The organism is Hydrococcus rivularis NIES-593 (genome assembly GCF_001904635.1).
Taxonomy (GTDB): Bacteria; Cyanobacteriota; Cyanobacteriia; order Cyanobacteriales; family Microcystaceae; genus Hydrococcus; species Hydrococcus rivularis.
On sequence record NZ_MRCB01000005.1, the window covers coordinates 76359 to 98384 of the forward strand.

Consider the following 22026-nt stretch of genomic DNA (forward strand, 5'->3'; position numbering starts at 1 on the left):
GTGTGGGGAGAGTTGGGAGTGTGGAGAGACAATTAACGACTAACCACCTAACTACTAACTAATCCCCAATCCAAAATCTGCGTCTGAGCAGTCGCCGCACGCCGCTGGAATTGACGAAGGACTTTTCAGCAGGCTGCGTCGTCTACGGCGGAGTACCTTGCACTTCCAGCACAACGGCGACCAAAATCGAAAATCTTTTTATCCAACGGTCGATGACTCGAACTTATCAAGCCACCGGAATTATTCTTAAAGGAATGCCGCTAGGGGAAACCGATCGCCTCTTGACGATTCTTTCGCCAGAATTCGGCTTGATACGGGCTGTTGCGCCGGGGGCAAGAAAGCATAAATCGAAGCTGCGGGGCAGAAGCGAGTTGTTTGTCGTCAATCAATTATTAATTGCCAAAGGGCGATCGCTCGATAAAATTACTCAAGCAGAAACCCTAGAATCCTATCCGCGCTTGAGTCGCGATCTGGGCAAACTCACTGCCAGTCAGTACTTAGCCGAATTAGTACTCTGTCTTGCCCTCAGCGAGCAACCCCAAGCAGAACTCTACGAATTGCTCAACGAACATTTGCGCCGCATCGAACAATTTGCCAATTCTAGCAACCTCGTCGCTTATCTAGCTCAAGCCGTTTTTCACTTGCTGGCGATCGCGGGAATTGCCCCGGAAGTCCATCGCTGCTGTCTGACCCAAAAATCTCTGACTCCTCAGTTTAGCGACCCGCGTTGGCGAGTAGGATTTAGTTTTGAAAGCGGCGGACTGGTTAATTTATCCGTTCGGGGAGCGATCGCTCGAACTGCAACTCAAACTCTAACCGATGCCTCTGAGGCTTTTCTGCCCAAGGTCAATGCGAAGCTGGGCGCCTTAGAACTAAGTATACTGCAACATTTGGGAGTTAAATCCTTGCCAGATCCGTCTCAAATTCTGGCGGCAGAATCTCTGAAGCTACCGCTAGATGTAGCTTGGGTGAAGGTAGAGCACCTTTTAAGGGATTACGCTCAGTATCATTTTGGTCGTTCTTTTCGCTCTGCGAGCCTAGTCGATGCTTTATCTCCCTTAGAATTTTAACTATTCGCTTAAAATCTCTTTAGTAAAGATCTTTATCGAGAATGCAAGTCTCCGAATCGAACCAGAACGAAACTCCCTCTGACAACCCTCGCCCGTCGTCTATATCTATGGATCGCCGACCACTCTATTCATCGCGTCAACCTTCCAGTCAGGGGTTTGCCCCCGTGCTGAGAAATCCCCGCTTTTTGACTCTCTGGGGAGGTCAAATCTTTTCTCAGCTTGCCGATAAGTTTTATCTGGTGTTGATGATTGCCTTCATTGACAGTCACTTTAAAGCAGTCGGTCAACCAATTAGCGGTTGGGTATCGGCAATTATGATCGCCAATACTATTCCTGCCGTGTTGTTTGGTTCTCTAGCGGGGGTTTATGTAGATAGATGGTTTAAAAAAGGAGTCCTGGTCGTTTCTAATCTGATACGCGGTTTTCTGGTCTTAATCGTGCCGACTCTATTGTGGTTTTCTCAGGACATAAAAACCTGGATGGATTTGCCAGTCGGATTTTTAATTTTGTTGGTCGTTACTTTCTTGGTTTCTACCTTAACTCAGTTTTTTGCGCCAGCAGAACAGGCTACCCTAGCATTAGTTGTCAGAAATCGCCACCTATTGGCGGCAAATTCCCTCAATACCACGACGACAATGGCAGTCTTGATCGTGGGGTTTGCGATCGGAGAGCCTTTGTTAGCGATCGCCGATCGCCTTTTGGGAACGTCGGCGGCATCCTGGAATTTTGGTAAAGTTTTGGTCGTAGGCGGCGCATATATCATTGCCGGATTAATCTTACTCTTTTTGAGAACTGGAGAAAAATCGGAACATTTCCGCCCGGAACCCCCCCACATTTTTGACGACATTTTAGATGGCGTGCGCTACCTACAAGAAAATCATCGCGTTCGCAATGCTTTAATTCAGTTGGTCATTCTCTTTTCCGTGTTTGCTGCTTTGTCCGTTTTGGCAGTGCGGATGGCAGAAATCATTCCGGCAATGAAAGCCGACCAATTCGGTTTCTTACTGGCGGCTGGCGGCGTCGGACTGGCAATCAATGCCGCTATCTTGGCTTATTGGGGTCAACGATTTGCCAACGCTCAATTGAGCCTTTGGGGGTCGATGGGAATGGCTGCCTCTTTGATCGGTTTGTCCGTCGCAACGAAAAGCCTTTGGCTAGCGCTAGCGATGACAACTTTGTTGGGAGCTTTTGCCGCTTTGGTGGGAGTGCCGATGCAAACGACACTGTTGGCAGAAACGCCTCCCGATATGCGAGGCAAGGTTTTTGGCTTAGAAAACAATGCGGTCAATATTGCTCTATCATTACCGTTGGCTGTGGCAGGGGTCGCAGAGACGTTTTTGGGTTTGCAACCCGTTCTCTTGGCTTTAGCAGCCCTGACTGGGGCTGGAGGAATCTTAAGTTGGTATGTTGCTCGTCTGGAATCTGTAAAGTCATCTAAAGTTGACAGATGGGGAGGTTAGTTGTCAGATATTCTTAATCTTCGTTAAGGTATCTAATTTCTTCCTAAGATCGTCAACTGAATGCATATTGCTTGGCTGGGAAAAAAATCTCCCTTTTGCGGAAACGTTACCTATGGTAGAGAAGTTACCAATGCTCTGCTCGATCGCGGCTATCAAGTCAGTTTTCTTCATTTTGCTCAAGAAGAATCGGAATCTAGCGACCAAGGCTGGCCCGCTTGCCCCGAAGTCGTTCTTCCCTTTTTCTACAAGTCTCAGGTTTATACGATTCCGACTCCAAAATCGAGTAAAGTTTTAACGCAAGCGCTTGCGAAACTCAAACCCGACATAGTACACGCTTCTCTAACGCTTTCTCCTTTGGATTTTCGGCTGCCAGAAATTTGCGAAGAACTGAATTTACCTCTGATTGCGACTTTTCATCCTCCCTTTGATAGCAAGCTTCGCAACCTCAAATCTAGTACTCAGTTTTTGACCTATCAGCTTTATGCGCCTTTTCTTGCCAACTATGACAAAACGATAGTTTTTTCGCGCCTGCAACAACATTTACTCGTTAAATTAGGCGTGCCACGGGCAAAGCTGGCAGTGATTCCCAACGGCGTTGACGTACAGAAATACTCTCCGGGAGTCTCCGATCTCAAGTCTCGCTTCGATGCCGAACGCCTATTTGTTTATTTGGGTCGTATTTCTACAGAAAAGAACGTAGAAGCCCTCTTAAAGGCTTGGAAGCACTCGAATATGAATCGAGATAGCAAATTACTTATCGTTGGGGATGGACCGCTTACAGCCGCTTTAAGACCCTTCTACAATGAAGAATGCGGTATCATCTGGCTTGGATTCGTCGCTGAGGAATATCGACGCATCGAAATTTTGCGGGCGGCAGACGTATTTATCCTTCCCTCACTGGTGGAGGGATTGTCTCTCTCTCTGTTGGAGGCGATGGCTTGTGGAATCGCTTGTATTGCTACTGATGCCGGTGCGGATGGGGAAGTCTTAGAAGATGGTGCAGGGGTCATTATCAAGACTCAGGGGGTCACGACTCAATTAAAAACCCTGCTTCCACTCTTTCAAGATCATCCAGAAATTACTAAGCTGTTGGGGAAAAAGGCCAGAGAGCGAGTGTTGGAACGCTATACTCTTTGTCACAATATCACCAAGCTGGAAAAACTTTATGCTGATGTACTCGACGATAGACAATCTCGTTTACTCGACAAGTTAACTTAATTTGTTTGATAGCAAATAAGGACACGGGAGTTGATGTCGTGTCCTTGCCGCTTTTGCTTGCCCTACTCAAAAGCCTTTTTGACTTGCTAAAGCTGCGTTTGAGGAAAAATAAAAAAGAACTATCGCTTCGTTTGTAGCGCTGCGTTGTCTTTCGTCTTGTCTTGGAAACTGGCGAGATCGCCGCTATTTTTGCTTGAAATTCTAATTAATCGATTTTTCGGTTGACCAGTTGTTGATTCTGTCGAGCGCTAGAGGAATGGCAACAATTGCTAGCTTAAGCGCCCAGGGAGCAAGCAAGAGCGTTAAAAAGGAGAAGATTACGGCCGTAAACCCCATGGCTGCCTTAACAACCTCCTCTCTAGTGTTGAAACTCACAAAAGCTGCAACCGATGCGATAGCTAGAGTAATTAGTGAAAGCACAAGCATTGCAGTGTTCCTTTTGACGCATATATCAAGTGCGTTTCTTCGCTTTAAATATCGCTCGTTCTATCTCGCGTTTCGATGCTTGCCGATAGCTATAGCGATATTTTTTAAAGCCCATTTAGTAAATATATATAATTTTTTACCCAAGTGTCAATCCTTAGTCAACAAGTTTTGACTAATACAATTTTTAGTGAAATTTCCCTTGACATAAAGCTTTTTTGTGATAGATACCAAAAGCGATAGATCGGTAACAAAATTCTCGAAATGCGCTTTTAACCCAGATAGCCACTGGCAGGCGATCGCAATAGTCGAGCCAAAAAATCAAAAAGAAGTTAGGTAGGTTATAGAAAAAGTAGGCTGAAACAGTGTATGATTTGATGCTACAAATTAGCCATAAAAAAATCAAGTTTACCTATCACTCTCTTAAGATGTAAAAATTTAGCATAGTCTGAATCCATCGCATCGCGAATGTATACCCAAGCACAAGTGGGCGTGAGGAGATAACTGAATGAATTTACGCGATAATGCTCTAGAAGTTCTCAAACAAACGAGTAGAACGTTTTATATCCCTATTAACCTTCTGCCGTCAAAACTCCAGGAAGCAGTGGCTTCGGCTTATCTGTGCATGCGTGCCATCGATGAAATAGAAGATTGCCCAGAGCTAGATAATGTTACCAAAGCCAGGCTGTTGCGCGGAATTAGCCTTAACTTACAAGCTGGTACCGATGGCAGCGCGATCGAGCATTTTTCGGCTGGGTTAGCCGACTACATCCTCCTGCCGGAGGTGACTCTTCGCATTGGAGAATGGGCATTACTCGCGCCTAAAACCATCGCGCCGCGCATTTGGGATGCAACGGCAGCCATGGCAGATCGAATGGCGTACTGGGCTGAGAACAACTGGGAAATTCATACAGAATCGGATCTAGATCGCTATACTTTCAGTGTAGCTGGGGCAGTTGGTTTGCTGTTGTCGGACTTGTGGGCGTGGTACGATGGAACTCGCAGCGATCGCACCTGTGCGATCGGTTTTGGTCGAGGCTTACAGGCAGTTAACATTATCCGCAACCGCAGCGAGGATCTCAGTCGAGACGTGAATTTCTTTCCCGATGGTTGGCGCGACGAAGAGATGCATGCCTATGCGCGTCGCAACTTAAAGCTGGCAGAAGGATACACAAATGCTCTTCCTCCCGGTCCGGCACTCGACTTTTGTAAAATTCCCTTGACATTGGCTCATGGCACCTTAGAGGTTTTAGCCCTGGGGAAAGATAAATTAAGTCGCAGCGATGTCTTGACGCTTGTCGAACGGGCAACGCATTGATAAAAAAATATGAATTCTGAATTATGAATAATTGAAAATTCAGAATTCATAATATAATATAATATAATTAATTTATTATTGGTTAGTCTGTTGTAACTCGGTTAAAACTTCCTGAGCGATCTTCATGGTGAGACGTACTTTTTCAATCTCGGATAGTTCGTCCCAAGGCGCAACTTTAACGCCATTGTCGCCGCGCATGGTATAGACTAAAGGACGAGCAAAAACTTGTAAGTCTTCTTCTCCCCAGTTCGATAGTAGGGGGTTGACGCACGCTACCAAGCGCTCGATGGGAGAAAGATTTTCAGCAATAAGACGAGCGGCTTGTTCGGCGATCGCATCTATCCAATCACAGGGAACTAGATGACCGAATCTTTGCAGGATTGATTGCTTAGCTTGAAGAATTTCTGCCGATTCCCAACACTGATGCAGACAATCATAAAACTTTTCTGCTTGGGGGGCGATTTCTTCTGAATCTAGGGAGTCTAGAAGAGAAAAATTTTGTTCTAATCTTTCAAAGTAAGCTTCGGTTTCGGGTTCGGCTGGATTCCAAAGATAGCAAGCTTCATCTTGTAGCAGCACTTCTAGAAATTCTCTGGCAAAGCGATCGAGAGAATCTTCGGATTTGATATGGCGTATCGGTTGGTTAGTCATGATGGAACGAATCCTTCAGTTTTAACGATCTAGTAGCAGCTTGGCAGAAGTAACTACACGGTTATTGGCTTCGATTCCGAACTAAAGAAGAATGATTTGTTGGAACTAGAGAATCAGACGCATATTGTCTGGAGAGATATTAATTTGAACGTTTTCTCCGGGTTGATAAAAATGGATGCGACTGCGATGCAAATTTTGTTGGCGAATAGTAATTACCGTTTGTTCGGTCAAGCGAACCAAATAGCGCGTATCCGTTCCAATATAAACCGCTTCTTCTACTTTTGCCAGCCAACCGGATCGATCGCCTTCTTGGGGGGAAGAAATTGCGATTTTTTCGGGACGAATGACGATCGTAACTATCTGTCCTACTGAGAGGCGATCGCGATAGGATACTTTGATTGGCAGAGTTTCATCGACTAGGACAATGGCTTGCTCGCCCTGTTGTTCTATAATTTTTCCCGTCAACAGATTCGTTTCTCCAATAAAATCGGCAACGAAGCGGGAATTGGGTTCTTCGTAGATTTCGATCGGCTCTCCTACTTGTAAAATTTTACCTTCTGACATCACCGCCATGCGATCGGACATGGTTAAGGCTTCTTCTTGGTCGTGGGTGACATAGATAAAAGTAATGCCCACCTGCTGCTGCAAGTGCTTTAATTCTATTTGCATTTCTTTACGCAGCTTTAAATCCAAAGCGCCTAGCGGTTCGTCTAGTAGCAATACCTTCGGTTGCTTGACAAGCGCTCTCGCCAGCGCTACTCGTTGCTGCTGTCCTCCCGATAGTTGGCGAGGATAGCGTTTTTCCAGTCCGTTCAACTTGACCATTTCCAACGCCTCTGCCACTCGGCTGCGAATTTGAGCGCGAGGCAATTTTTCCATTTCTAGTCCGAAGGCAACGTTTTGGGCAACGGTTAAATGGGGAAAAAGAGCATAATTCTGAAAAACCGTATTGACAGGACGGTGGAAGGGAGGCAGTTGTTCCATCGGTTCGCCGTATATATATATGTCTCCCGACGTAGGTAACTCAAACCCGGCTAGCATTCGCAAGGTTGTCGTTTTCCCGCATCCAGAAGGTCCCAACAGCGAGAAAAACTCCCCTTGAGCAATTTGCAAATTTAGTCGGTCTACCGCCAAAAATTCCTTGTGTCGAGAACTCGTAAAAGACTTAGAAACTTCTACTAACTCAACTGCTTGCATTCTCACCCCCTATTTGAAATCTAAAATTTACCCGCCAATTTCGGCTTTGATTTCCGTCCAAGCTTGGTCGTATAGTTGATTAGCTTCGCCAACATCTTTAATAAAAGTCATTTTGTTAAATGTCTCAGCCGATGGGTAAATTCCTGGATTCTTCAAATCTTCTTTGTTAATTAAACCTTTTTCTAATGCCATTTTGTTTGGCGTAGCATATTTGACAAAATTAGAAATCCTAGCACCCACTTCGGGTTCGAGGAGAAAGTTGATGAATTTCTCGGCTAATTCTTTGTGAGGAGCGCCCTTAGCAATACTCATATTATCCATCCAAATGACCGTTCCTTCTTTAGGGATTGCATAACGGATATTCGGGTTTTCTTCCATAATCTGGAAGATATCGCCGTTCCACTCGACGGCAATATCAACTTCCCCCTGGTCGAGGAGCATTTGACCCGTATCCGGTGCAAAAGCGGCAATGTTATCTTTATGTTGAATCAGAAAATCTTTAGCTTTGTTTATCTCGTCGGGATTAGTCGTATTGGCATCGTAGCCTAGGTAGATTAAGATTGCGCCCATCATCGTTCGCAATTCGTCCATCAAGGCGACTTTTGCTTTATATTTAGGGTCAAAAACCGTTGCCCAGCTATCGATCTCGCCGCCAGTTTTTTGAATGTTGTATCCGAGTCCCATCGTTCCCCATTGATAGGGAAGACTATATTTATTTTCTGGATCGAAAGGAGCTTTAAGAAACTTCGGATCGAGATTTTTAATATTGGGGATATTGGCTAGGTTGAATTCCTCGACTAAATTTTCTTTTCCCATAATCGTTACCATGTAATCGCTGGGAAAAATTACATCATAGCCGGGATTGCCTGGTTTGAGCTTGGCATAGAGATCGTCCATGCTTTCGTAGGTGTCATATTTGACTTTGGCGCTATATTTTTGCTCAAATTCTTTAATAATTGCCGGATCGATATAGGTTGAAAAATTGTAGACACTGAGAACGTTTTCTTGGCTATTATTTCCCCCCCTAAAGTTAGATTGGTTTGCCGCACAACCAAAGGGTAAAGTTACGCCAACAATAAAGAGAAGCAGAAAGATAAATATCTTTTTCATTGATTCGCAGTTGTCAATATTATCGATTGACATGATAAAGCAAAAAGAGCTATGGCGATCGCGATCGCCCCTTAATGTCAGCAGAATTAAACTCGTTGCTAATATTAAGGAATTTTACAATCGCGATCGCAGGAGGGGCGCGAAGCTGTCTTGCTCGCACTATAATTACCTATTTGGGATGCTCCCCCTACTTATACCTCGCGATCGAAGCCAAATTTATCTCGAATTTGAGCGTTAAAATACTGACCCTTTGAAGGAGCATTTTGCAACTCCTTGTAGATTGATTCGGGAACGTCGTGATATTTGTAGATGCTGCCGCTAGCAAATTCAACTTTCAGAATTTTCTGTTTTGAATCGTAGTCGAAGGATTTAATAACGGCACTGTGAGTTTTGAGGAGTGGGAAGGCGATTACGTCGCGAATGCTAGCAGAATCGGTTAATAACATTACCAGGCGATCGATACCAATTCCTAAGCCACCAGTGGGCGGCATTCCATATTCCAATGCAGCTAGGAAATCTTCATCGACACCGTGCGCTTCTAGATCGCCTGCTGCTTTTTGGGCTGCTTGGGCTTCCAATCTTTCCCGTTGATCGATAGGATCGGTTAACTCAGAAAAACTATTCGCCGTTTCCCGTCCGACGATAAATAATTCAAACCGTTCCACCAATCCGGGTTTGGAACGATGGGGTTTGGCTAGCGGTGAAATTTCAACTGGATAATCGATGACAAAAGTTGGTTGAATTAAGCTTTCTTCTACCTTTTGTTCAAAAGCTTCGTTGAGAAGTTTTCCGATAGAATCGCAATCTTCTGGAATTTCAATGCTTGCTTTTGTCGCTGCTGTTTTTGCCTCATCCAATGTTTTAAATGATGCGAAATCTACCCCCGTTTTTTCCTGCACTAACTCGTGCATAGTTACTCGCCGCCAGGGAGTCGTCAGATCGATTTCTTGTCCTTGATAATTAATTTTTAAAGTGCCTAAAACTTCTTGGGCTACATTAGTAATAATATCCTCCGTCAGCGCCATCATATCGTTATAGTCGGCGTAGGCTTGATAGACTTCGATAGAAGTAAATTCAGGATTGTGCTTAGTAGAAACCCCTTCGTTGCGGAAAATGCGTCCGAGTTCAAATACCTTTTCAAATCCGCCGACAATCAATCGCTTCAGATGCAATTCCGTCGCGATGCGGAGGTATAAATCCATGTCTAGGGTATTGTGATAGGTAATAAAAGGACGTGCTTCCGCACCGCCTGCTTCGCTTTGCAGTACGGGAGTTTCTATTTCCAGAAATCCTTGTTGTTCTAAATAGCGACGCATCGAAGCAGTAATTTGAGCGCGACGGCGGAAGGTTTGTCTGACTTCGGGATTGACGATGAGATCGACATAACGCTGGCGATAGCGCTTTTCTGTATCGGTCAATCCATGCCATTTATCTGGCAAAGGCAACAAGGATTTCGTCAGAATTGCATATTCGCTGACATAAACAGAAAGTTCGCCTTTTTCTGTCCGTTTTATCGTTCCTTTTGTTCCTAAAATATCTCCAGTATCTGTTAGTTTGATCAGGGTATTAAAGGCATTAGGAATCTCTGCCATCGTTTCCTGAATTCTTTTTTTATCCAAATAAAGTTGAATAGTTCCTGTCTCGTCTTGGAGATTGAAAAACGCAATTTTTCCCATGATTCGACGAGCCATAATTCGACCTGCAACAGAGACTTTTACTTCGACTTCTTCTCCATTGCCAAGGTCTGCATATTTATCCTGTAATTCTGCTGCGCGATGAGTCGCTTCCCATTTATAAGCATAAGGATTCAATCCCAATTTTTTTAGTTGTTCGACTTTTTCAAGACGTGTAGCGCGAATTTCATCTAGGGTAGAATGCTGCTGTGATTCTTGGGAGCGATCTGAACTCATGGTTATCAATAGTTAACAAACTTTATTGGGAATAGATTTAACAGTTTTTTGCCTTTTTTCGGAGCAAAATGGATAATCTAATTATAGTCGATTTTTACTCCTATCGACTAAAATGCTCTGTCATTATACAGCTTCTTCTAGATAATAATTGTTCCTTTAATTTTTTGATTTATGAACGCTGATTCCGAGACCAATTCCAACTTAACATCGAATTCGCCTTGCACTATCGAAGTGTGCGATATGACGATTGACGATCTCTCGCCTGTCTTTCATCTCGGAGAAAGTTTGTTCACTAGCGAACTATATCCCTATCTCTATCGCACTTGGGATGAGTGGGAAGTCATTGGACTTTACAATACCGACCCTGAATACTGTTTAGTCGCGAAGGTAGACGGACAGTTGGCAGGTTTCATCTTGGGAACGATTATCAGCAAAGCAGCCTGGACTTACGGCTATATTATTTGGTTAGGAGTGGACAAGAATTTCCAGCGTCGGGGAGTTGCTGACAAACTGGTGGATAAATTGATAGAACGCATGATTGAAGATGGCGTTCGCTATATGCTAGCCGATACCGATCCTAAAAATGTTTCTGCGGTTAAGTTTTTTGCCCGAAAAGGGTTTGGCAATGCTCGCAAACATATTTTTATGTCGATGAATTTAAGCAAACATGAATACTATGGCAGATTAATTGCTTACGAGCGCGATAAAGCCGAACGGTCTGGATATCGTACCCCTCGCCGTCACCTTTGACGGGGGATCGGGAGACATACTTCCGAATTCTTAAAGATTTCCGACTTCTGACGATTCACCTTTGAAACACTACAGATAGATTATTAGCTGGCATGGGAATGACTTCTAATAAATTTAAGCCTTGGGCATTGGCTGCTTTGGCGACATCTTCTAGGTTGCGGACTCCCCATTCCGGATTTTGGGCGCGTAACGATCCGTCGAAGGCGAGATTGCTAGAGGATGTGTGTTCTCCGCCTCGTTTGAAAGGTCCATACAAGTAGAGAATGCCGCCGGGAGACAGCAAGCGATTTGCCCCTGCCATCAGTCCCAAACAAGCCGACCAAGGAGATATGTGAATCATGTTAATGTTAACGATTGCGTTTACAGGAATTCCTGTCTCTTCAATCGACCAAAGGGAATCTCGCGCGTCTATTTGGTATGGTGGATGTAAGTTATCCGATGGATTGCGATCGCGCCAAGCATTGATACTTGAGAGCAAAAGCGGATTGGGGTCAGAGGGAATCCATTGACGAGGACTGAGGCGCGGTGCTAAGAAGACAGCATGTTCTCCCGTTCCGCTAGCAATTTCTAAGATATTGCCACTAGGAGGTAGTACTCGCAATAAGACTTCTAGAATGGGTTCTCGGTTGCGTTGTGTGGCAGGTGCATACTGTCGTGCATCTGTCGGTGTATTCATAGGGCACTACTTTAGTCTTCGGCACTAGATAAATATAATCTTTGAATAGAGTCAAAGTGAATATAACATTTTATATCCGCGAAGCCGTTCCGACTGACCGAGAGATCTTGGTCGGTTTTATGACTCAATTACAAGAATTTGAAAGGACGCTACATTCAAACCGCAGCGATGGAACGTTGATAGGTAGCGAACACTTAGCAAACGACTGGATTAACAATTTAAATCTGGATTAACAATTTAAATATGGAAGCACAATCTAATAAAACTGAAAATTATATTCATGGTTATACAGTAGAAGAACAACAGCGTTTGATAGAGCAAGCGCTGTATTGGCGAGAAAAACTAATTCTCAGAGATGTTAATTTTCTACCAGGCGATCGCATTTTAGAAATTGGCTGCGGTGCGGGGGCAGTTCTTGGAGTGTTAGGGCAAGCTTTTCCTCAGTTGCAGTTAGCGGGGATCGATTTACAAGCATCGCAAATTGCTTATGCTAGGCAGCATTTAGAAAATCTCGGTTTATTAAATGTTGACCTGCAAGTTGGCAATGCTTCCCAGCTTCCTTGGACTGATGAGAGCTTTAATTATATTTATAATATTTGGTTTTTAGAACATATTTCTAATCCAGAACCCATCTTGCAAGAAGCATATCGCGTTCTCAAACCTGGAGGTACAATTATGCTTAATGAAACCGATTATCGGACTATTCTGATTTATCCAGAGTCAGCCGATTATCGATATTTACAAGATGCACTATGCGAACTCCTACTCGATTCAGGAGGCAATCCTTATATCGGTAGAAGGTTGGGATTACTGCTGCAAAAAGCTGGATTTAGTCGAGTCAAAAATTTACCCTGGGCTTTCCATTACTTTCAAGGAGAAAATAGTCAGAAACTACGAGATTTTATTGAATATATTTATGCTTGGCTGGCACCTACTATTTCACAAATGATTGAGAAGTTAGGAAAAGATGAAAAAAGATTGGGATCGGGCTTAGAATTTTTTCGTTCTATCCCGGATTTACAAGAAAGCGCCGCCAGTATCATCGTTTATCGAGCGTCAGCAATCAAGGTTAGTTATTAGTTATTGGTTAGTGGTTATATTAAATCCGATTGAATAACCATAAATAGCTGGTGGTATTGTGAGCATCCTGCTCGCTTCTGTTGGCGATCGCACGGCAATTTATGGTTAATTAAATGGAGCTGATATTAGAAGTCTGTCAGGGAATTAATTCCCTAGCCCAAAGCTAAAGTCGGTTAAACCAACAGACAAAAAATAATCTTTTAGTCCGCCGGGGAATAAATTATACCAATTTTCAGGTTTTCGCGATCGACATCTTTTTCCCCTCTCCCAGTTTGGGAGAGGGGTTGAGGGTGAGGGCAATCGACCATCTCTGTCATTAATGAATGAAAAATGGTATTAAGCATCTCATATATCAAGTCCATTAAAAAGGACTCAGACATTTATCCAGTCGTCTTTAGATGACTTTAAATATAAGGCAGTGATAGAACATCGAGGGGAGATTCTACTCCGAACTCACATTTGCCTCCGTTTCTTGTGCTTGCTCGGCTATAGAATTGAGGCGTAAGAGAAAACGTTCTTCTAAGTGCAAAGATTGAAAAGCTTCTTCTACCGAAAGAGTTGGTTGGCTAAGCGCTACCGAATCCGCTTTCTCTAGCATCTTTCTTTCGGAAAAGTCGAGTTGGCCCGATTCAACGGGAGTATCGTCGATCGCTTCTGGCGAGGGGGTAGGTTGAGGGTTGGGAAGGGGTGGAAGTTGAGGAAGTTTAATCTCTTCAATCGCGTCAGAGAAAACAAGCTTTGGCGGTAAAATTTGACCCGAAGGAGATTTGGAGGGTTCGAGTTTTTTGGTCATTTTACTCGGTTCGGGCAAATCTAGATTTAGCGGTGGAGTTTTGGCTTCTTCGGCAAGTAGATAGTTAATCGTGCGGGAAAGTTCCTCGGCAGAGTCGGGAAGTGCGATCGCGTAGTTAGTTGGACGTTGAACTTTTGCTGGCGCTTGCTGCGCTTCGGTAATCACGATAAACGGTTCGCGAATGGAAGCAAAACCAGCAGCCGTTTCTAAGATAACCGTTCCGATTGCAAGCGGAACATCCCAGTCGCTGGGGATTTCCAAGCAACAGTTAAAAGCATGGGGCAAAGTTGTTTCGGGAAGCGATTGAACCAGGGCGATGCAAATTTCGCCAGTTTCCGGGTTGCGAAGTTCGTAAAGCAGCTTGCCTAAAAGAACCGACTCTAGATTTTTAGATAAATTGGGGTTGAGGGCTTCAATGCGCCCAGAAATCGCGATCGCCTCTCCTTTGCCTCTGACGACCGTATCTTGCTCCAAGACGATCTGCAACTCTTGAGCGGCAATCTTAGCAAAACTGAGCCAGAGAAAGTCAGCTATCTTTACAGAATCAATCGTTTCTTCTTGGGCAAACCCCTTTGTCTCTATGTCCCCGTCTTCTGGCGATAAGGGCGCGATCGCTTCTGCTGATTTCTCCTCTTCCAAACAAACAAAGGAGGGAGATTTAAAAGAAAGAACGGCTTTTTCGTCTGTCTCATCTGAGGAAGAAGCGCCTTCTTCCAACATTGGTTCGATCTCGTTGCGCAACAGTTGTTCTAACTGCTGTAGATAGGGATTAGGGGAAGGGGTAGAGGGATGAGGAAGGAATTGAGGTTCCCAGTTGCTAGCGAGCGGTTTAGAAACGATTTTTAGTTGCATGCTCTCCTGCCAGAATTCACCCAGTAACTCGGACATTATGTCGCCACGGCAGCGGATTTCCCAACAGCCGGGCGTTAAATCGGTCAAGGGAAGAATTGTAACCAATCCTTCCGAGTTGGTGCGACGGGAATACTTATCGCAATGTTGCACAATTCGACCGTTTTCCTCAATTTGATGGGCAATGCGAATTTCGACATCGAGATTGGCGCGATTGGCGCGGGCGACAATTCGATATCTGCCTTCTTCAAGTTCTAGGGTTGGCTCTTTGACCGAAAGCCAAGCGCGATCGCCTTCTTGTTGTATGAGGAACTCCCAGCGCTTCATCAGTAATCAGGATCGGTAAAGTTACTTGCGGTCAGATTTCGCTTGCTGTTTACTGGTTGCTGTCAATGACGGTCGCTCGCTAGTTTTTGTGCCTTTCAATTTCTTGTTTTAAGTTGTCTAGATTACTGAGCAGATCGGCCTGAGCGATCGCTTGTTGAACTTGAGTTGCCATCCATTTTAATTGGACGGTGTTGTTTTGAGCTTCTGAGTCTCCTAAGACTAAACAAGCTATGGCACCGCTGCGATCGGCTCGTTTGAATTGCTTGCCAAAGGCACTGCCGCTTAAGTCTAACTCTACTCTAAATCCAACACTGCGTAACTTTTGCGCCAAAATCAAAGCTTGGGCTTCTGCTGAGTCTCCCTTCGAGACAACATAAAAATCTGGAACTAGGGCAGGTGCTGAGACGAGTTTTTGCAGCAATAAAATCAGGCGTTCCATGCCGATTGCCCAACCCACGGCAGGCGTATCGGGTCCTCCCAATTCTGCCACCAAGCCATCGTAGCGACCGCCACCGCAAACGGTAGATTGCGCCCCCAAATCGTCGGATTTAATCTCAAAAGCTGTATGGGTGTAGTAATCCAATCCGCGCACTAAGCAGTGATTGATTTGATATTCGATACCGAGATCGGTTAATAACTGCTGCACGCGATCGAAATGCCGTCGAGATTCATCGCTGAGATGATCGATAATTTTGGGTGCATTTTGAGCGATTGCTTGAGTTTTTTCATCCTTACTATCTAAAATGCGCAAGGGATTGCGATGTAAGCGTTCTTGTGAGTCTTTATCCAACTCATCTTTGTAGGGCGTGAAATAATTAACTAAAGCCTCTCGATGGGCGATGCGGTCTACCCCTCTACCTACCGAGTTAAGATCGAGTTTGAGGTTTTTCAGTCCTAGCGCTTGCAACAAGTCGGTAGCAATGGCAATCACTTCTACGTCTGCTCTAGGATCGGCACTGCCTAAAAGTTCTACTCCGATTTGGTGGAATTGTCGCTGGCGACCTGCTTGAGGACGTTCGTAGCGAAACATCGAGCCTTTATACCAAAGGCGCTGCACTCCTCCACTCGCTAGGAGTTTGTGTTCGATTAGAGAGCGAACGACTCCCGCCGTTCCTTCGGGGCGCAAGGTAATCGAGCGATCGCCGCGATCGCGAAACGTATACATTTCTTTGCCGACGATATCGGTTGCTTCGCCGATTCCTCGCTCAAATAGTTCGGTTTGCTCGAAAATTGGCGTGCGAATTTCTTGATAAAGCGCCCGGCTGAGAATTTGTGCCGCTACCATTTCTACTTGCTGCCAATAACCGATTTCTCCCGGCAGAATATCTCGCGTTCCTCGTATTGCTTGAATTGCACCCATTGGGGAATAAACCTTCAAAATTACTGATTATTTTGCTTTTTAGCTTTTTGGATTGTCTCAAGAAGTTAGGCAAAGCGATGTGGATCTTCTAAATCTTCTAGGGTTCGAGATACCAAAACTGGCTCGTTTGCGAGTTTGTCCATGTAGGCATGAAAAGCTCGTTCGTCATCTCTATGCTTAAGAATATAGGCACGAAGTTCTGTTCTACTCATCTGATGAAAGTTTGGCTGCGTCATTGAAACTCCCACTTACCATCGCTGTCTATAACAATTTCTGTCTCTTCCTCAGCCAAAATGAATATGTATCTCGTGCGTTCGTCCAGACGCACTATGAAATATGGGTCGATACATATCGGTTAATCGCTGGCACAAAATAAAGCAAACTAGAGCCTGTGCTGATGTCGGAAGAATAGCTGTTTTCTTGCTAATACGATCGTATTCTCAATTTACCCGATTTCTCGAACTTTAGCGATCGCTACTGCTGCCCAAGCGCGAATGTACGATTAAAAATGCTCCCAGACAAGAGGTGACAACAATGATAATCAGCGCGATCGCCAATACCCAACCATTCATTGTGCCGTCGCTATTCGATTGAGATGCATAACGAGAGCGATCGCTTTCTACTTCTATAATTTGTTGTTGCTTGTCATCCCCGGCGGCTGGCGATTGGGGAAGCCGTGACGGAGTCGGCACGTCATGGGAAGCGATACTCGTATCTTGAACTGCAATAACCGCCTGTAAATGCTGTGCGTAATGAATTACTCGTTCGATTTCTTGTCGAAGTTGTTGATTTTGCTTGACAAGTTCCCGATTTTGTGCATGTAAGGCTTCTTCTCGTGCTTGAGCTATCTGAAGTTCTTCTACCAGTTCTCGATAAACGGAAAGCGGCACTGAGGGAGCATAAAAATTTGAAGAGGAAGAAAGATTTTTGGCTAAGGGGTTTGGAGACTGGCTCCGCGAATTAGCTGTCATGCGTTTTAGCTATTTTTCTCTAAGCGCAACGGGAAAAAGTGCCCCACTGGACCCGTACCTCGACCGATATCGAGAGCGTACTTCAAGGCTGTCGTCACGTAATTCTTCGCCTGTTCGACTGCGTTCCAAAGATCTTTGCCCAAGGCTAAATTAGCTGCGATCGCTGCCGAAAGGGTACAGCCCGTCCCGTGAGTATTAGAGGTATCGACGGTTTCCGTCGTTAAAGTTTCCCAATGCTTACCATCAAACCAAACATCAACCCCTCGCCATTCTCCCATCATGCTGCCGCCTTTGACTAAAACTACCCCTGCTCCCAATTTATGCACCATTTGGGCAGCCGCTTTCATCTCTTCGAGGGTATTAATTTCCAAGCCGCTTAAAAGCTGTGCCTCATAGCGATTTGGCGTAACGATTAACGCTTTAGGGATTAATCGATCGCGTAAACTCGCGATCGCGTCGTCGTCGATTAATTGGGCACCCGTGCGCGATACCATCACCGGATCGACGACCAACTGCTTGAGTTGCCACTTTTCAACTTGTTCGGCGACCGTTTCAATAATCTCTCGATTTAACAACATTCCCGTTTTCGCCACATTTGCTCCAATATCGCTCATTACTGCCTCAATTTGAGCGGCAACTGCGGCTGGACTTATTGCCTCTACTCGCGTTACGCCTAAGGTATTTTGTGCCGTCACGCAAGTAATTGCGCTAGTGCCGTGAACGCAGTGAAAGGCAAAAGTGCGCAAATCCGCTTGGATTCCCGCACCGCCACCGCTATCGGAGCCAGCGATCGTCAGAGCAATTGGGATTTTACTCATCTCTAGCGTTGAAAACGCCGTTTTTGCAGGAACGGAGGAATGTCTAAACCGCCCTGCTTATTCGGTGGTGGTTCGGGTTCGGGTTGAGGTGTCGTTGGATTGACTGGATTAACGGTTGTCCTCACTTGACTTTTCGCACCAGATTGGATTTCGCCGGAAAATCCGGTCGCGATCGCCGTAATTCGAATTTCGCCCTGCATCTTCTCATCGATTACCGCCCCGAAAATAATATTAGCATTGGGATCGACGATTTCATAGATAATATCTGCCGCCGCATTGACTTCGTGCAGGGTCAGGTCGTGACCGCCAGTAATGTTTAAAATCACGCCTTTAGCGCCTTCAATCGAAGACTCTAGCAAGGGAGAAGAAATCGCTGCGATCGCGCCTTCTTTTGCTCTCGATTTGCCCGTGCCGATGCCGATCCCCATCAATGCCGAACCCGCGTCTGCCATAATCGCTCTGACATCGGCAAAGTCAACGTTGATCAGCCCAGGAATCGTAATAATATCCGAGATTCCTTGCACCCCTTGCCGCAGAATATCGTCAGCCATCCGAAAGGCTTCTTGCATGGGAGTTTCCGCATTAGCGACCGCAAGCAATTGATTGTTGGGAATGACAATCAGAGTATCGACTCTGCTTTGCAAGTTGCTAACGCCTTCTTCTGCGTGACTGTTGCGGCGACGACCTTCAAAGGTAAAAGGGCGAGTGACCACGCCAACTGTCAGACAGCCTATTTCCTTTGCCACTTCAGCGACTATCGGAGCAGCTCCCGTCCCCGTCCCTCCTCCCATGCCTGCCGTGATGAAAACCAGGTCGGTATTTTCTAGGGCATGGGCGATTTCTTCGCGCGATTCTTCAGCCGCTTTTTGCCCAATTGCCGGATTGCCTCCCGCGCCGAGACCTCTGGTCAATTTTTGTCCGATTTGTAAACGTTGGGGAGCTTCTGATTGCGATAGGGCTTGGGCATCCGTATTAATTGCCCAAAACTCAATTCCAGAAACGCCGCTTTCGATCATGCGATTGACGGCATTGCATCCACCTCCGCCAACACCGATGACTTTGATTTTGGCAACGTTACTTGGCACGATTTGGTCGCTCCTAAATTCTTCCCTAGGTTTCCCAGAAATCCGCTCGGTTCGATGCAAGGGTAACCCAGCCGAGTTGAGGGGATAGTGATTATCCTCTTTTGCTGGAGGTTCGCTAATACTATTTAAGCTCTGATGGATCGGTCTTAATTCATTATCAAGTGTCATTGCAATCGGGAAAAGTTTATACACAAATTTTAAGGATTCGACGCTTAGGAGTAAACTTATTTACTCTATTTCTAATCTTGTGAGGTTAAGCCCTCAGGTAACTTATATAACTTAACTTCTCATTTTGAAATTTATTTCTATTTTTCTTAACGTTACGCTTTTAGTCCAAAAATCTTATTTGCACTTTGTCAAGAGATTTTGCCCTGGGTTATCGGACAGATAATATTGTTATTAGTTCCTGACAGAAGAGGGATCTCGGCGATCGCTTTTTGGCGGTTTGAGTTGAATGGTAGGGAAAGCTGGATCGCTCAAATCGATATACGCCATTCGATCGCTGGGAACTCGCGATGGCAACTGGCGCATTTGAGCCAAAACCGACAATTGTTCGGGAAATCGTTCGTCGGTAAAGGAACCAAAATAAACCGTCCCCAACTCCGTGTTGAGAACGAGATTGTTAGCGTTTCGCCAATCGACTTCTAGAACTTTTACAGGAGAACGAGCGACGAATGAATATAATTGCGTCCACTGCTGGCGATAGAGATCTCGATAGCCAATCGCCCTAAGCCTTGGGACTTTCCAGTTTTGACCCGCTTGCTCGTAGAAGCTTTTAGGGATAAAAATGCCTTGGGCATCTATAAACCCGACTTCCCGACCGGATACGGCAACGGCTACGGGTTGACGTTCGGTTACTTCAACGATCAATTTAGGCGGCAGAATTTGACGAGTAATTTTAGCGTCGGCAATGGGAGGCGTGGCTTTGAGTCGGGCGATAATCTGTTGCGTGGGCAGTTGCCAGACGGATTGAGGAGTTTCCAGGGGAATCAGCTCGCGAATTTGCTCTTGGGAAACCAATCGATTTCCTACTATCTCCAGCGATTGTTTGCCGACTATCCATTGGGGCAACGTGACGATCCACAGCGAACCGCCAGCCATAGCCGCGATCGCACAAAAACGCCAAGTTGCTTGTAAAGCCTTCAATCTTCTTTTGCCTTGCAGTTTTTGCCGGCGACTTTTTAACTGCGCCGAAGAAACAGATGCTATATCTGTCATTGCTCACCTCATTTTTTTTCGAGGTCGGAGCTAACCCCTATACAATGTTTTAATTAAGCCTACCAAAAAGTTTGGTTTCCGTTAAAACTTTTCCAGACTTTTTTTAAAACGCAATATAAGATTGGAGAAACTAATGTTATAAATGGATTAAAATGTACGTCTAACAAAAAAATCTAACAAAACAAACACAATGATGTTTTACAAAACAAATTAGCGATTTGTCCGAGCTTGGGAAGCGATCGCATTTCAGTAGGAAACCATAATTGATAAGATTGTTGCGCGATTATAATTCCTACGCCAGAGTTAGCGTTAAGATCGTTCTAAAGTAGATAGTCCTCCACCAGCACACGATTAGGCTTATGGTCATTACAAAACGCGGACTTGTTCTGGGCGCTACAGCAGTCGTACTGACAACAGTCGCCGTAACGGGAGCGGGTCTTCGCCTTTCGCAAAGTCAAGCATTTTTTCAGGAAAGCCCAAAAGAGTTAGTCGATGAAGTTTGGCAAATCATCAATCGAACCTATGTCGATGGCACGTTTAATAAGGTAGATTGGCGAGCTATCCGCAACGAGTACCTAGGGAGAGAGTATGCCAACAAAGAACAAGCATACAAAGCCATTCGGGAAATGCTGGAGAAACTTGGCGATCCCTACACTCGATTTATGGATCCAGAAGAGTTCCAAAACATGCAAATCGATACTTCTGGAGAATTAACCGGAGTGGGCATTCAACTAGCAAAAGATGAGGAGACAGGGGAACTGATAGTCGTAGCCCCCATAGAAGATACCCCAGCCTACAAAGCAGGAATTTTGGCAAAAGATGTCATTGTTAAAATTGATGGTAAAAGTACTAAGGGGATGGAAGTCGATCGAGCCGTGAAGCTGATTCGAGGAAAGCCCGATACCCAGGTCACCATTACCGTCAAGCGAGGCGATCGCGAAATTGATTATCCCCTCACTAGAGCGCGAATCGAAATTCATCCGGTACGCGCTCACGTTGAAGATACGCCAGCTGGAAAAATTGGTTACATTCGCTTGACTCAGTTTAGCGCTCAAGCTAGCGAGGAAATGCGTCAGACCATTCAAAACTTTGAAAAACAAAAGGTAGTAGGTTATATGCTCGACCTACGGTCTAATCCTGGCGGTCTGTTGTACTCTAGCATTGACATCGCTCGGATGTGGCTCGATGAGGGAACGATCGTATCGACGGTAGATCGACGAGGAGAAGTCGAACGCCAACAAGCTAACGGTAGCGCTCTAACCGATAAACCTTTAGTCGTGTTAGTGGATGGAGGATCGGCAAGTGCTAGCGAAATTCTCTCTGGTGCTTTACAAGATAACAAGCGTGCCATTGTCGTGGGAACCAAGACTTTTGGGAAAGGGCTGGTTCAATCGGTACGTGGATTGGGAGATGGTTCGGGATTAGCCGTAACGATCGCTAAATATCTAACCCCAAGTGGTCGGGATATCAATAAACACGGCATCGATCCCAACGTCGTGCATGAGTTGTCAGACCAACAGCGCAAAACCCTACAGAAGGATCGCACTCAAATTGGAACGTTTAACGATCCTCAATTTGTCAAGGCGTTTGACGTTCTCAAGCAAGAGATTGCCAAAAAAACGCCAGCTCCTCAAGCGACTAATCAATCAAGCAATTAGCAACCCGATAGCGCTACACGGATGTAACGTCTGGCACCCGCACCGATCGCTGTAAGGACGGGTTGGAATCTATTGCTATTGGGG

Annotated in this window: 23 protein-coding genes; 8 read left to right on the top strand and 15 right to left on the bottom strand. The window is 45.2% G+C overall.

Going from position 1 to position 22026, the window contains the following annotated elements; genetic code table 11:
* Positions 1 to 212 precede the first annotated feature (212 nt).
* Genes recO through NIES593_RS06325 form a run of 3 tightly spaced genes read left to right on the top strand, consistent with a single transcriptional unit; the run spans position 213 to position 3748 of the window.
* The gene (gene recO / locus NIES593_RS06315) at positions 213 to 1070 is read left to right on the top strand and encodes a DNA repair protein RecO (protein ID WP_073598769.1); all 858 of its coding nucleotides are present in this window, start codon (positions 213 to 215) and stop codon (positions 1068 to 1070) included.
* Positions 1071 to 1111: 41 nt separating this feature from the next.
* The gene (locus tag NIES593_RS06320; RefSeq protein WP_073598770.1) at positions 1112 to 2530 is read left to right on the top strand and encodes an MFS transporter; all 1419 of its coding nucleotides are present in this window, start codon (positions 1112 to 1114) and stop codon (positions 2528 to 2530) included.
* A gap of 60 nt (positions 2531 to 2590) precedes the next feature.
* Positions 2591 to 3748 (top strand): glycosyltransferase family 4 protein, encoded by a 1158-nt coding sequence (locus tag NIES593_RS06325; protein ID WP_073598771.1) that lies wholly within the window; start codon positions 2591 to 2593, stop codon positions 3746 to 3748.
* A 201-nt stretch (positions 3749 to 3949) separates the two neighbouring features.
* On the opposite strand, the gene NIES593_RS06330 is transcribed toward NIES593_RS06325, so the two are convergent.
* Positions 3950 to 4174, bottom strand: a complete 225-nt coding sequence (locus tag NIES593_RS06330; protein ID WP_073598772.1) for a riboflavin synthase subunit alpha — start codon at positions 4172 to 4174, stop codon at positions 3950 to 3952.
* Positions 4175 to 4679: 505 nt separating this feature from the next.
* On the opposite strand from NIES593_RS06330, the gene NIES593_RS06335 reads away from it, so the two are divergent.
* Positions 4680 to 5489, top strand: coding sequence for a squalene/phytoene synthase family protein (locus tag NIES593_RS06335; RefSeq protein WP_073598773.1), 810 nt, complete (start codon positions 4680 to 4682; stop codon positions 5487 to 5489).
* A gap of 75 nt (positions 5490 to 5564) precedes the next feature.
* Here the strand turns inward: NIES593_RS06335 and NIES593_RS06340 are convergent, their stop codons facing one another.
* The 4 genes from NIES593_RS06340 to lysS form a co-directional block, all read right to left on the bottom strand.
* Positions 5565 to 6140: a hypothetical protein gene (locus tag NIES593_RS06340; protein ID WP_073598774.1), complete on the bottom strand. Its 576-nt coding sequence runs from the start codon at positions 6138 to 6140 to the stop codon at positions 5565 to 5567.
* Between the two features lie 105 nt (positions 6141 to 6245).
* Positions 6246 to 7337 (bottom strand): ABC transporter ATP-binding protein, encoded by a 1092-nt coding sequence (locus tag NIES593_RS06345; RefSeq protein WP_073598775.1) that lies wholly within the window; start codon positions 7335 to 7337, stop codon positions 6246 to 6248.
* 27 nt (positions 7338 to 7364) lie between these two features.
* Positions 7365 to 8447, bottom strand: coding sequence for an ABC transporter substrate-binding protein (locus NIES593_RS06350; RefSeq protein ID WP_073598776.1), 1083 nt, complete (start codon positions 8445 to 8447; stop codon positions 7365 to 7367).
* Between the two features lie 191 nt (positions 8448 to 8638).
* Positions 8639 to 10357, bottom strand: coding sequence for a lysine--tRNA ligase (lysS, locus tag NIES593_RS06355; protein WP_073598777.1), 1719 nt, complete (start codon positions 10355 to 10357; stop codon positions 8639 to 8641).
* Between the two features lie 240 nt (positions 10358 to 10597).
* Between lysS and NIES593_RS06360 the strand changes: the two genes are divergently transcribed.
* Positions 10598 to 11107, top strand: coding sequence for a GNAT family N-acetyltransferase (locus NIES593_RS06360; protein ID WP_139253639.1), 510 nt, complete (start codon positions 10598 to 10600; stop codon positions 11105 to 11107).
* Positions 11108 to 11162: 55 nt separating this feature from the next.
* Here the strand turns inward: NIES593_RS06360 and NIES593_RS06365 are convergent, their stop codons facing one another.
* Entirely contained in the window at positions 11163 to 11783 is a 621-nt protein-coding gene (locus tag NIES593_RS06365; RefSeq protein WP_073598779.1) for a DUF938 domain-containing protein, read from the bottom strand.
* 56 nt (positions 11784 to 11839) lie between these two features.
* Between NIES593_RS06365 and NIES593_RS23955 the strand changes: the two genes are divergently transcribed.
* The gene (locus tag NIES593_RS23955) at positions 11840 to 12016 is read left to right on the top strand and encodes a hypothetical protein (RefSeq protein WP_175561050.1); all 177 of its coding nucleotides are present in this window, start codon (positions 11840 to 11842) and stop codon (positions 12014 to 12016) included.
* A 10-nt stretch (positions 12017 to 12026) separates the two neighbouring features.
* Entirely contained in the window at positions 12027 to 12863 is an 837-nt protein-coding gene (locus NIES593_RS06370) for a methyltransferase domain-containing protein (RefSeq protein WP_073598780.1), read from the top strand.
* A gap of 442 nt (positions 12864 to 13305) precedes the next feature.
* Here NIES593_RS06370 and NIES593_RS06375 read toward each other — a convergent pair whose 3' ends face one another.
* From NIES593_RS06375 to NIES593_RS06400, 9 genes are all read right to left on the bottom strand, one after another.
* Positions 13306 to 14832, bottom strand: coding sequence for a hypothetical protein (locus NIES593_RS06375; protein ID WP_073598781.1), 1527 nt, complete (start codon positions 14830 to 14832; stop codon positions 13306 to 13308).
* Positions 14833 to 14911: 79 nt separating this feature from the next.
* Positions 14912 to 16192, bottom strand: a complete 1281-nt coding sequence (gene hisS / locus NIES593_RS06380) for a histidine--tRNA ligase (protein WP_073598782.1) — start codon at positions 16190 to 16192, stop codon at positions 14912 to 14914.
* 65 nt (positions 16193 to 16257) lie between these two features.
* Complete coding sequence (locus NIES593_RS23960) at positions 16258 to 16428, bottom strand: DUF6887 family protein (RefSeq protein WP_175561051.1); 171 nt, start codon at positions 16426 to 16428, stop codon at positions 16258 to 16260.
* The gene (locus NIES593_RS25755; protein ID WP_425432531.1) at positions 16425 to 16520 is read right to left on the bottom strand and encodes a DUF6888 family protein; all 96 of its coding nucleotides are present in this window, start codon (positions 16518 to 16520) and stop codon (positions 16425 to 16427) included. Before NIES593_RS25755 ends, NIES593_RS23960 begins: the two co-directional genes overlap by 4 nt.
* Positions 16477 to 16620: a DUF6888 family protein gene (locus NIES593_RS25760; RefSeq protein WP_425432532.1), complete on the bottom strand. Its 144-nt coding sequence runs from the start codon at positions 16618 to 16620 to the stop codon at positions 16477 to 16479. The genes NIES593_RS25755 and NIES593_RS25760 overlap by 44 nt, the downstream gene beginning before the upstream one ends.
* A 36-nt stretch (positions 16621 to 16656) precedes the next feature.
* The gene (locus NIES593_RS06385; protein WP_083602359.1) at positions 16657 to 17163 is read right to left on the bottom strand and encodes a hypothetical protein; all 507 of its coding nucleotides are present in this window, start codon (positions 17161 to 17163) and stop codon (positions 16657 to 16659) included.
* A 5-nt stretch (positions 17164 to 17168) separates the two neighbouring features.
* Complete coding sequence (thiD, locus tag NIES593_RS06390) at positions 17169 to 17981, bottom strand: bifunctional hydroxymethylpyrimidine kinase/phosphomethylpyrimidine kinase (protein ID WP_073598783.1); 813 nt, start codon at positions 17979 to 17981, stop codon at positions 17169 to 17171.
* Positions 17982 to 17983: 2 nt separating this feature from the next.
* On the bottom strand, positions 17984 to 19234 hold the full coding sequence (ftsZ, locus tag NIES593_RS06395; protein WP_073598784.1) for a cell division protein FtsZ: 1251 nt from the start codon (positions 19232 to 19234) through the stop codon (positions 17984 to 17986).
* 231 nt (positions 19235 to 19465) lie between these two features.
* On the bottom strand, positions 19466 to 20284 hold the full coding sequence (locus NIES593_RS06400; protein WP_073598785.1) for a cell division protein FtsQ/DivIB: 819 nt from the start codon (positions 20282 to 20284) through the stop codon (positions 19466 to 19468).
* 359 nt (positions 20285 to 20643) lie between these two features.
* Between NIES593_RS06400 and ctpC the strand changes: the two genes are divergently transcribed.
* On the top strand, positions 20644 to 21942 hold the full coding sequence (gene ctpC, locus NIES593_RS06405; RefSeq protein ID WP_073598786.1) for a carboxyl-terminal processing protease CtpC: 1299 nt from the start codon (positions 20644 to 20646) through the stop codon (positions 21940 to 21942).
* The last annotated feature ends 84 nt before the right edge of the window (positions 21943 to 22026 follow it).

Bases quoted from the DNA above. Each gene is read 5' to 3' on its own strand.
- NIES593_RS06365 (WP_073598779.1), bottom strand. From the start codon at position 11,783: ATGAATACACCGACAGATGCACGACAGTATGCACCTGCCACACAACGC.
- recO (WP_073598769.1), top strand. From the start codon at position 213: ATGACTCGAACTTATCAAGCCACCGGAATTATTCTTAAAGGAATGCCG.
- NIES593_RS06340 (WP_073598774.1), bottom strand. From the start codon at position 6,140: ATGACTAACCAACCGATACGCCATATCAAATCCGAAGATTCTCTCGAT.
- NIES593_RS06360 (WP_139253639.1), top strand. From the start codon at position 10,598: ATGACGATTGACGATCTCTCGCCTGTCTTTCATCTCGGAGAAAGTTTG.
- NIES593_RS06350 (WP_073598776.1), bottom strand. From the start codon at position 8,447: ATGAAAAAGATATTTATCTTTCTGCTTCTCTTTATTGTTGGCGTAACT.
- lysS (WP_073598777.1), bottom strand. From the start codon at position 10,357: ATGAGTTCAGATCGCTCCCAAGAATCACAGCAGCATTCTACCCTAGAT.
- NIES593_RS06335 (WP_073598773.1), top strand. From the start codon at position 4,680: ATGAATTTACGCGATAATGCTCTAGAAGTTCTCAAACAAACGAGTAGA.
- ctpC (WP_073598786.1), top strand. From the start codon at position 20,644: ATGGTCATTACAAAACGCGGACTTGTTCTGGGCGCTACAGCAGTCGTA.
- ftsZ (WP_073598784.1), bottom strand. From the start codon at position 19,234: ATGACACTTGATAATGAATTAAGACCGATCCATCAGAGCTTAAATAGT.
- NIES593_RS06320 (WP_073598770.1), top strand. From the start codon at position 1,112: ATGCAAGTCTCCGAATCGAACCAGAACGAAACTCCCTCTGACAACCCT.
- hisS (WP_073598782.1), bottom strand. From the start codon at position 16,192: ATGGGTGCAATTCAAGCAATACGAGGAACGCGAGATATTCTGCCGGGA.
- thiD (WP_073598783.1), bottom strand. From the start codon at position 17,981: ATGAGTAAAATCCCAATTGCTCTGACGATCGCTGGCTCCGATAGCGGT.
- NIES593_RS06370 (WP_073598780.1), top strand. From the start codon at position 12,027: ATGGAAGCACAATCTAATAAAACTGAAAATTATATTCATGGTTATACA.
- NIES593_RS06325 (WP_073598771.1), top strand. From the start codon at position 2,591: ATGCATATTGCTTGGCTGGGAAAAAAATCTCCCTTTTGCGGAAACGTT.
- NIES593_RS06330 (WP_073598772.1), bottom strand. From the start codon at position 4,174: ATGCTTGTGCTTTCACTAATTACTCTAGCTATCGCATCGGTTGCAGCT.
- NIES593_RS06400 (WP_073598785.1), bottom strand. From the start codon at position 20,284: ATGACAGATATAGCATCTGTTTCTTCGGCGCAGTTAAAAAGTCGCCGG.
- NIES593_RS06345 (WP_073598775.1), bottom strand. From the start codon at position 7,337: ATGCAAGCAGTTGAGTTAGTAGAAGTTTCTAAGTCTTTTACGAGTTCT.
- NIES593_RS06375 (WP_073598781.1), bottom strand. From the start codon at position 14,832: ATGAAGCGCTGGGAGTTCCTCATACAACAAGAAGGCGATCGCGCTTGG.
- NIES593_RS23960 (WP_175561051.1), bottom strand. From the start codon at position 16,428: ATGACGCAGCCAAACTTTCATCAGATGAGTAGAACAGAACTTCGTGCC.
- NIES593_RS06385 (WP_083602359.1), bottom strand. From the start codon at position 17,163: ATGACAGCTAATTCGCGGAGCCAGTCTCCAAACCCCTTAGCCAAAAAT.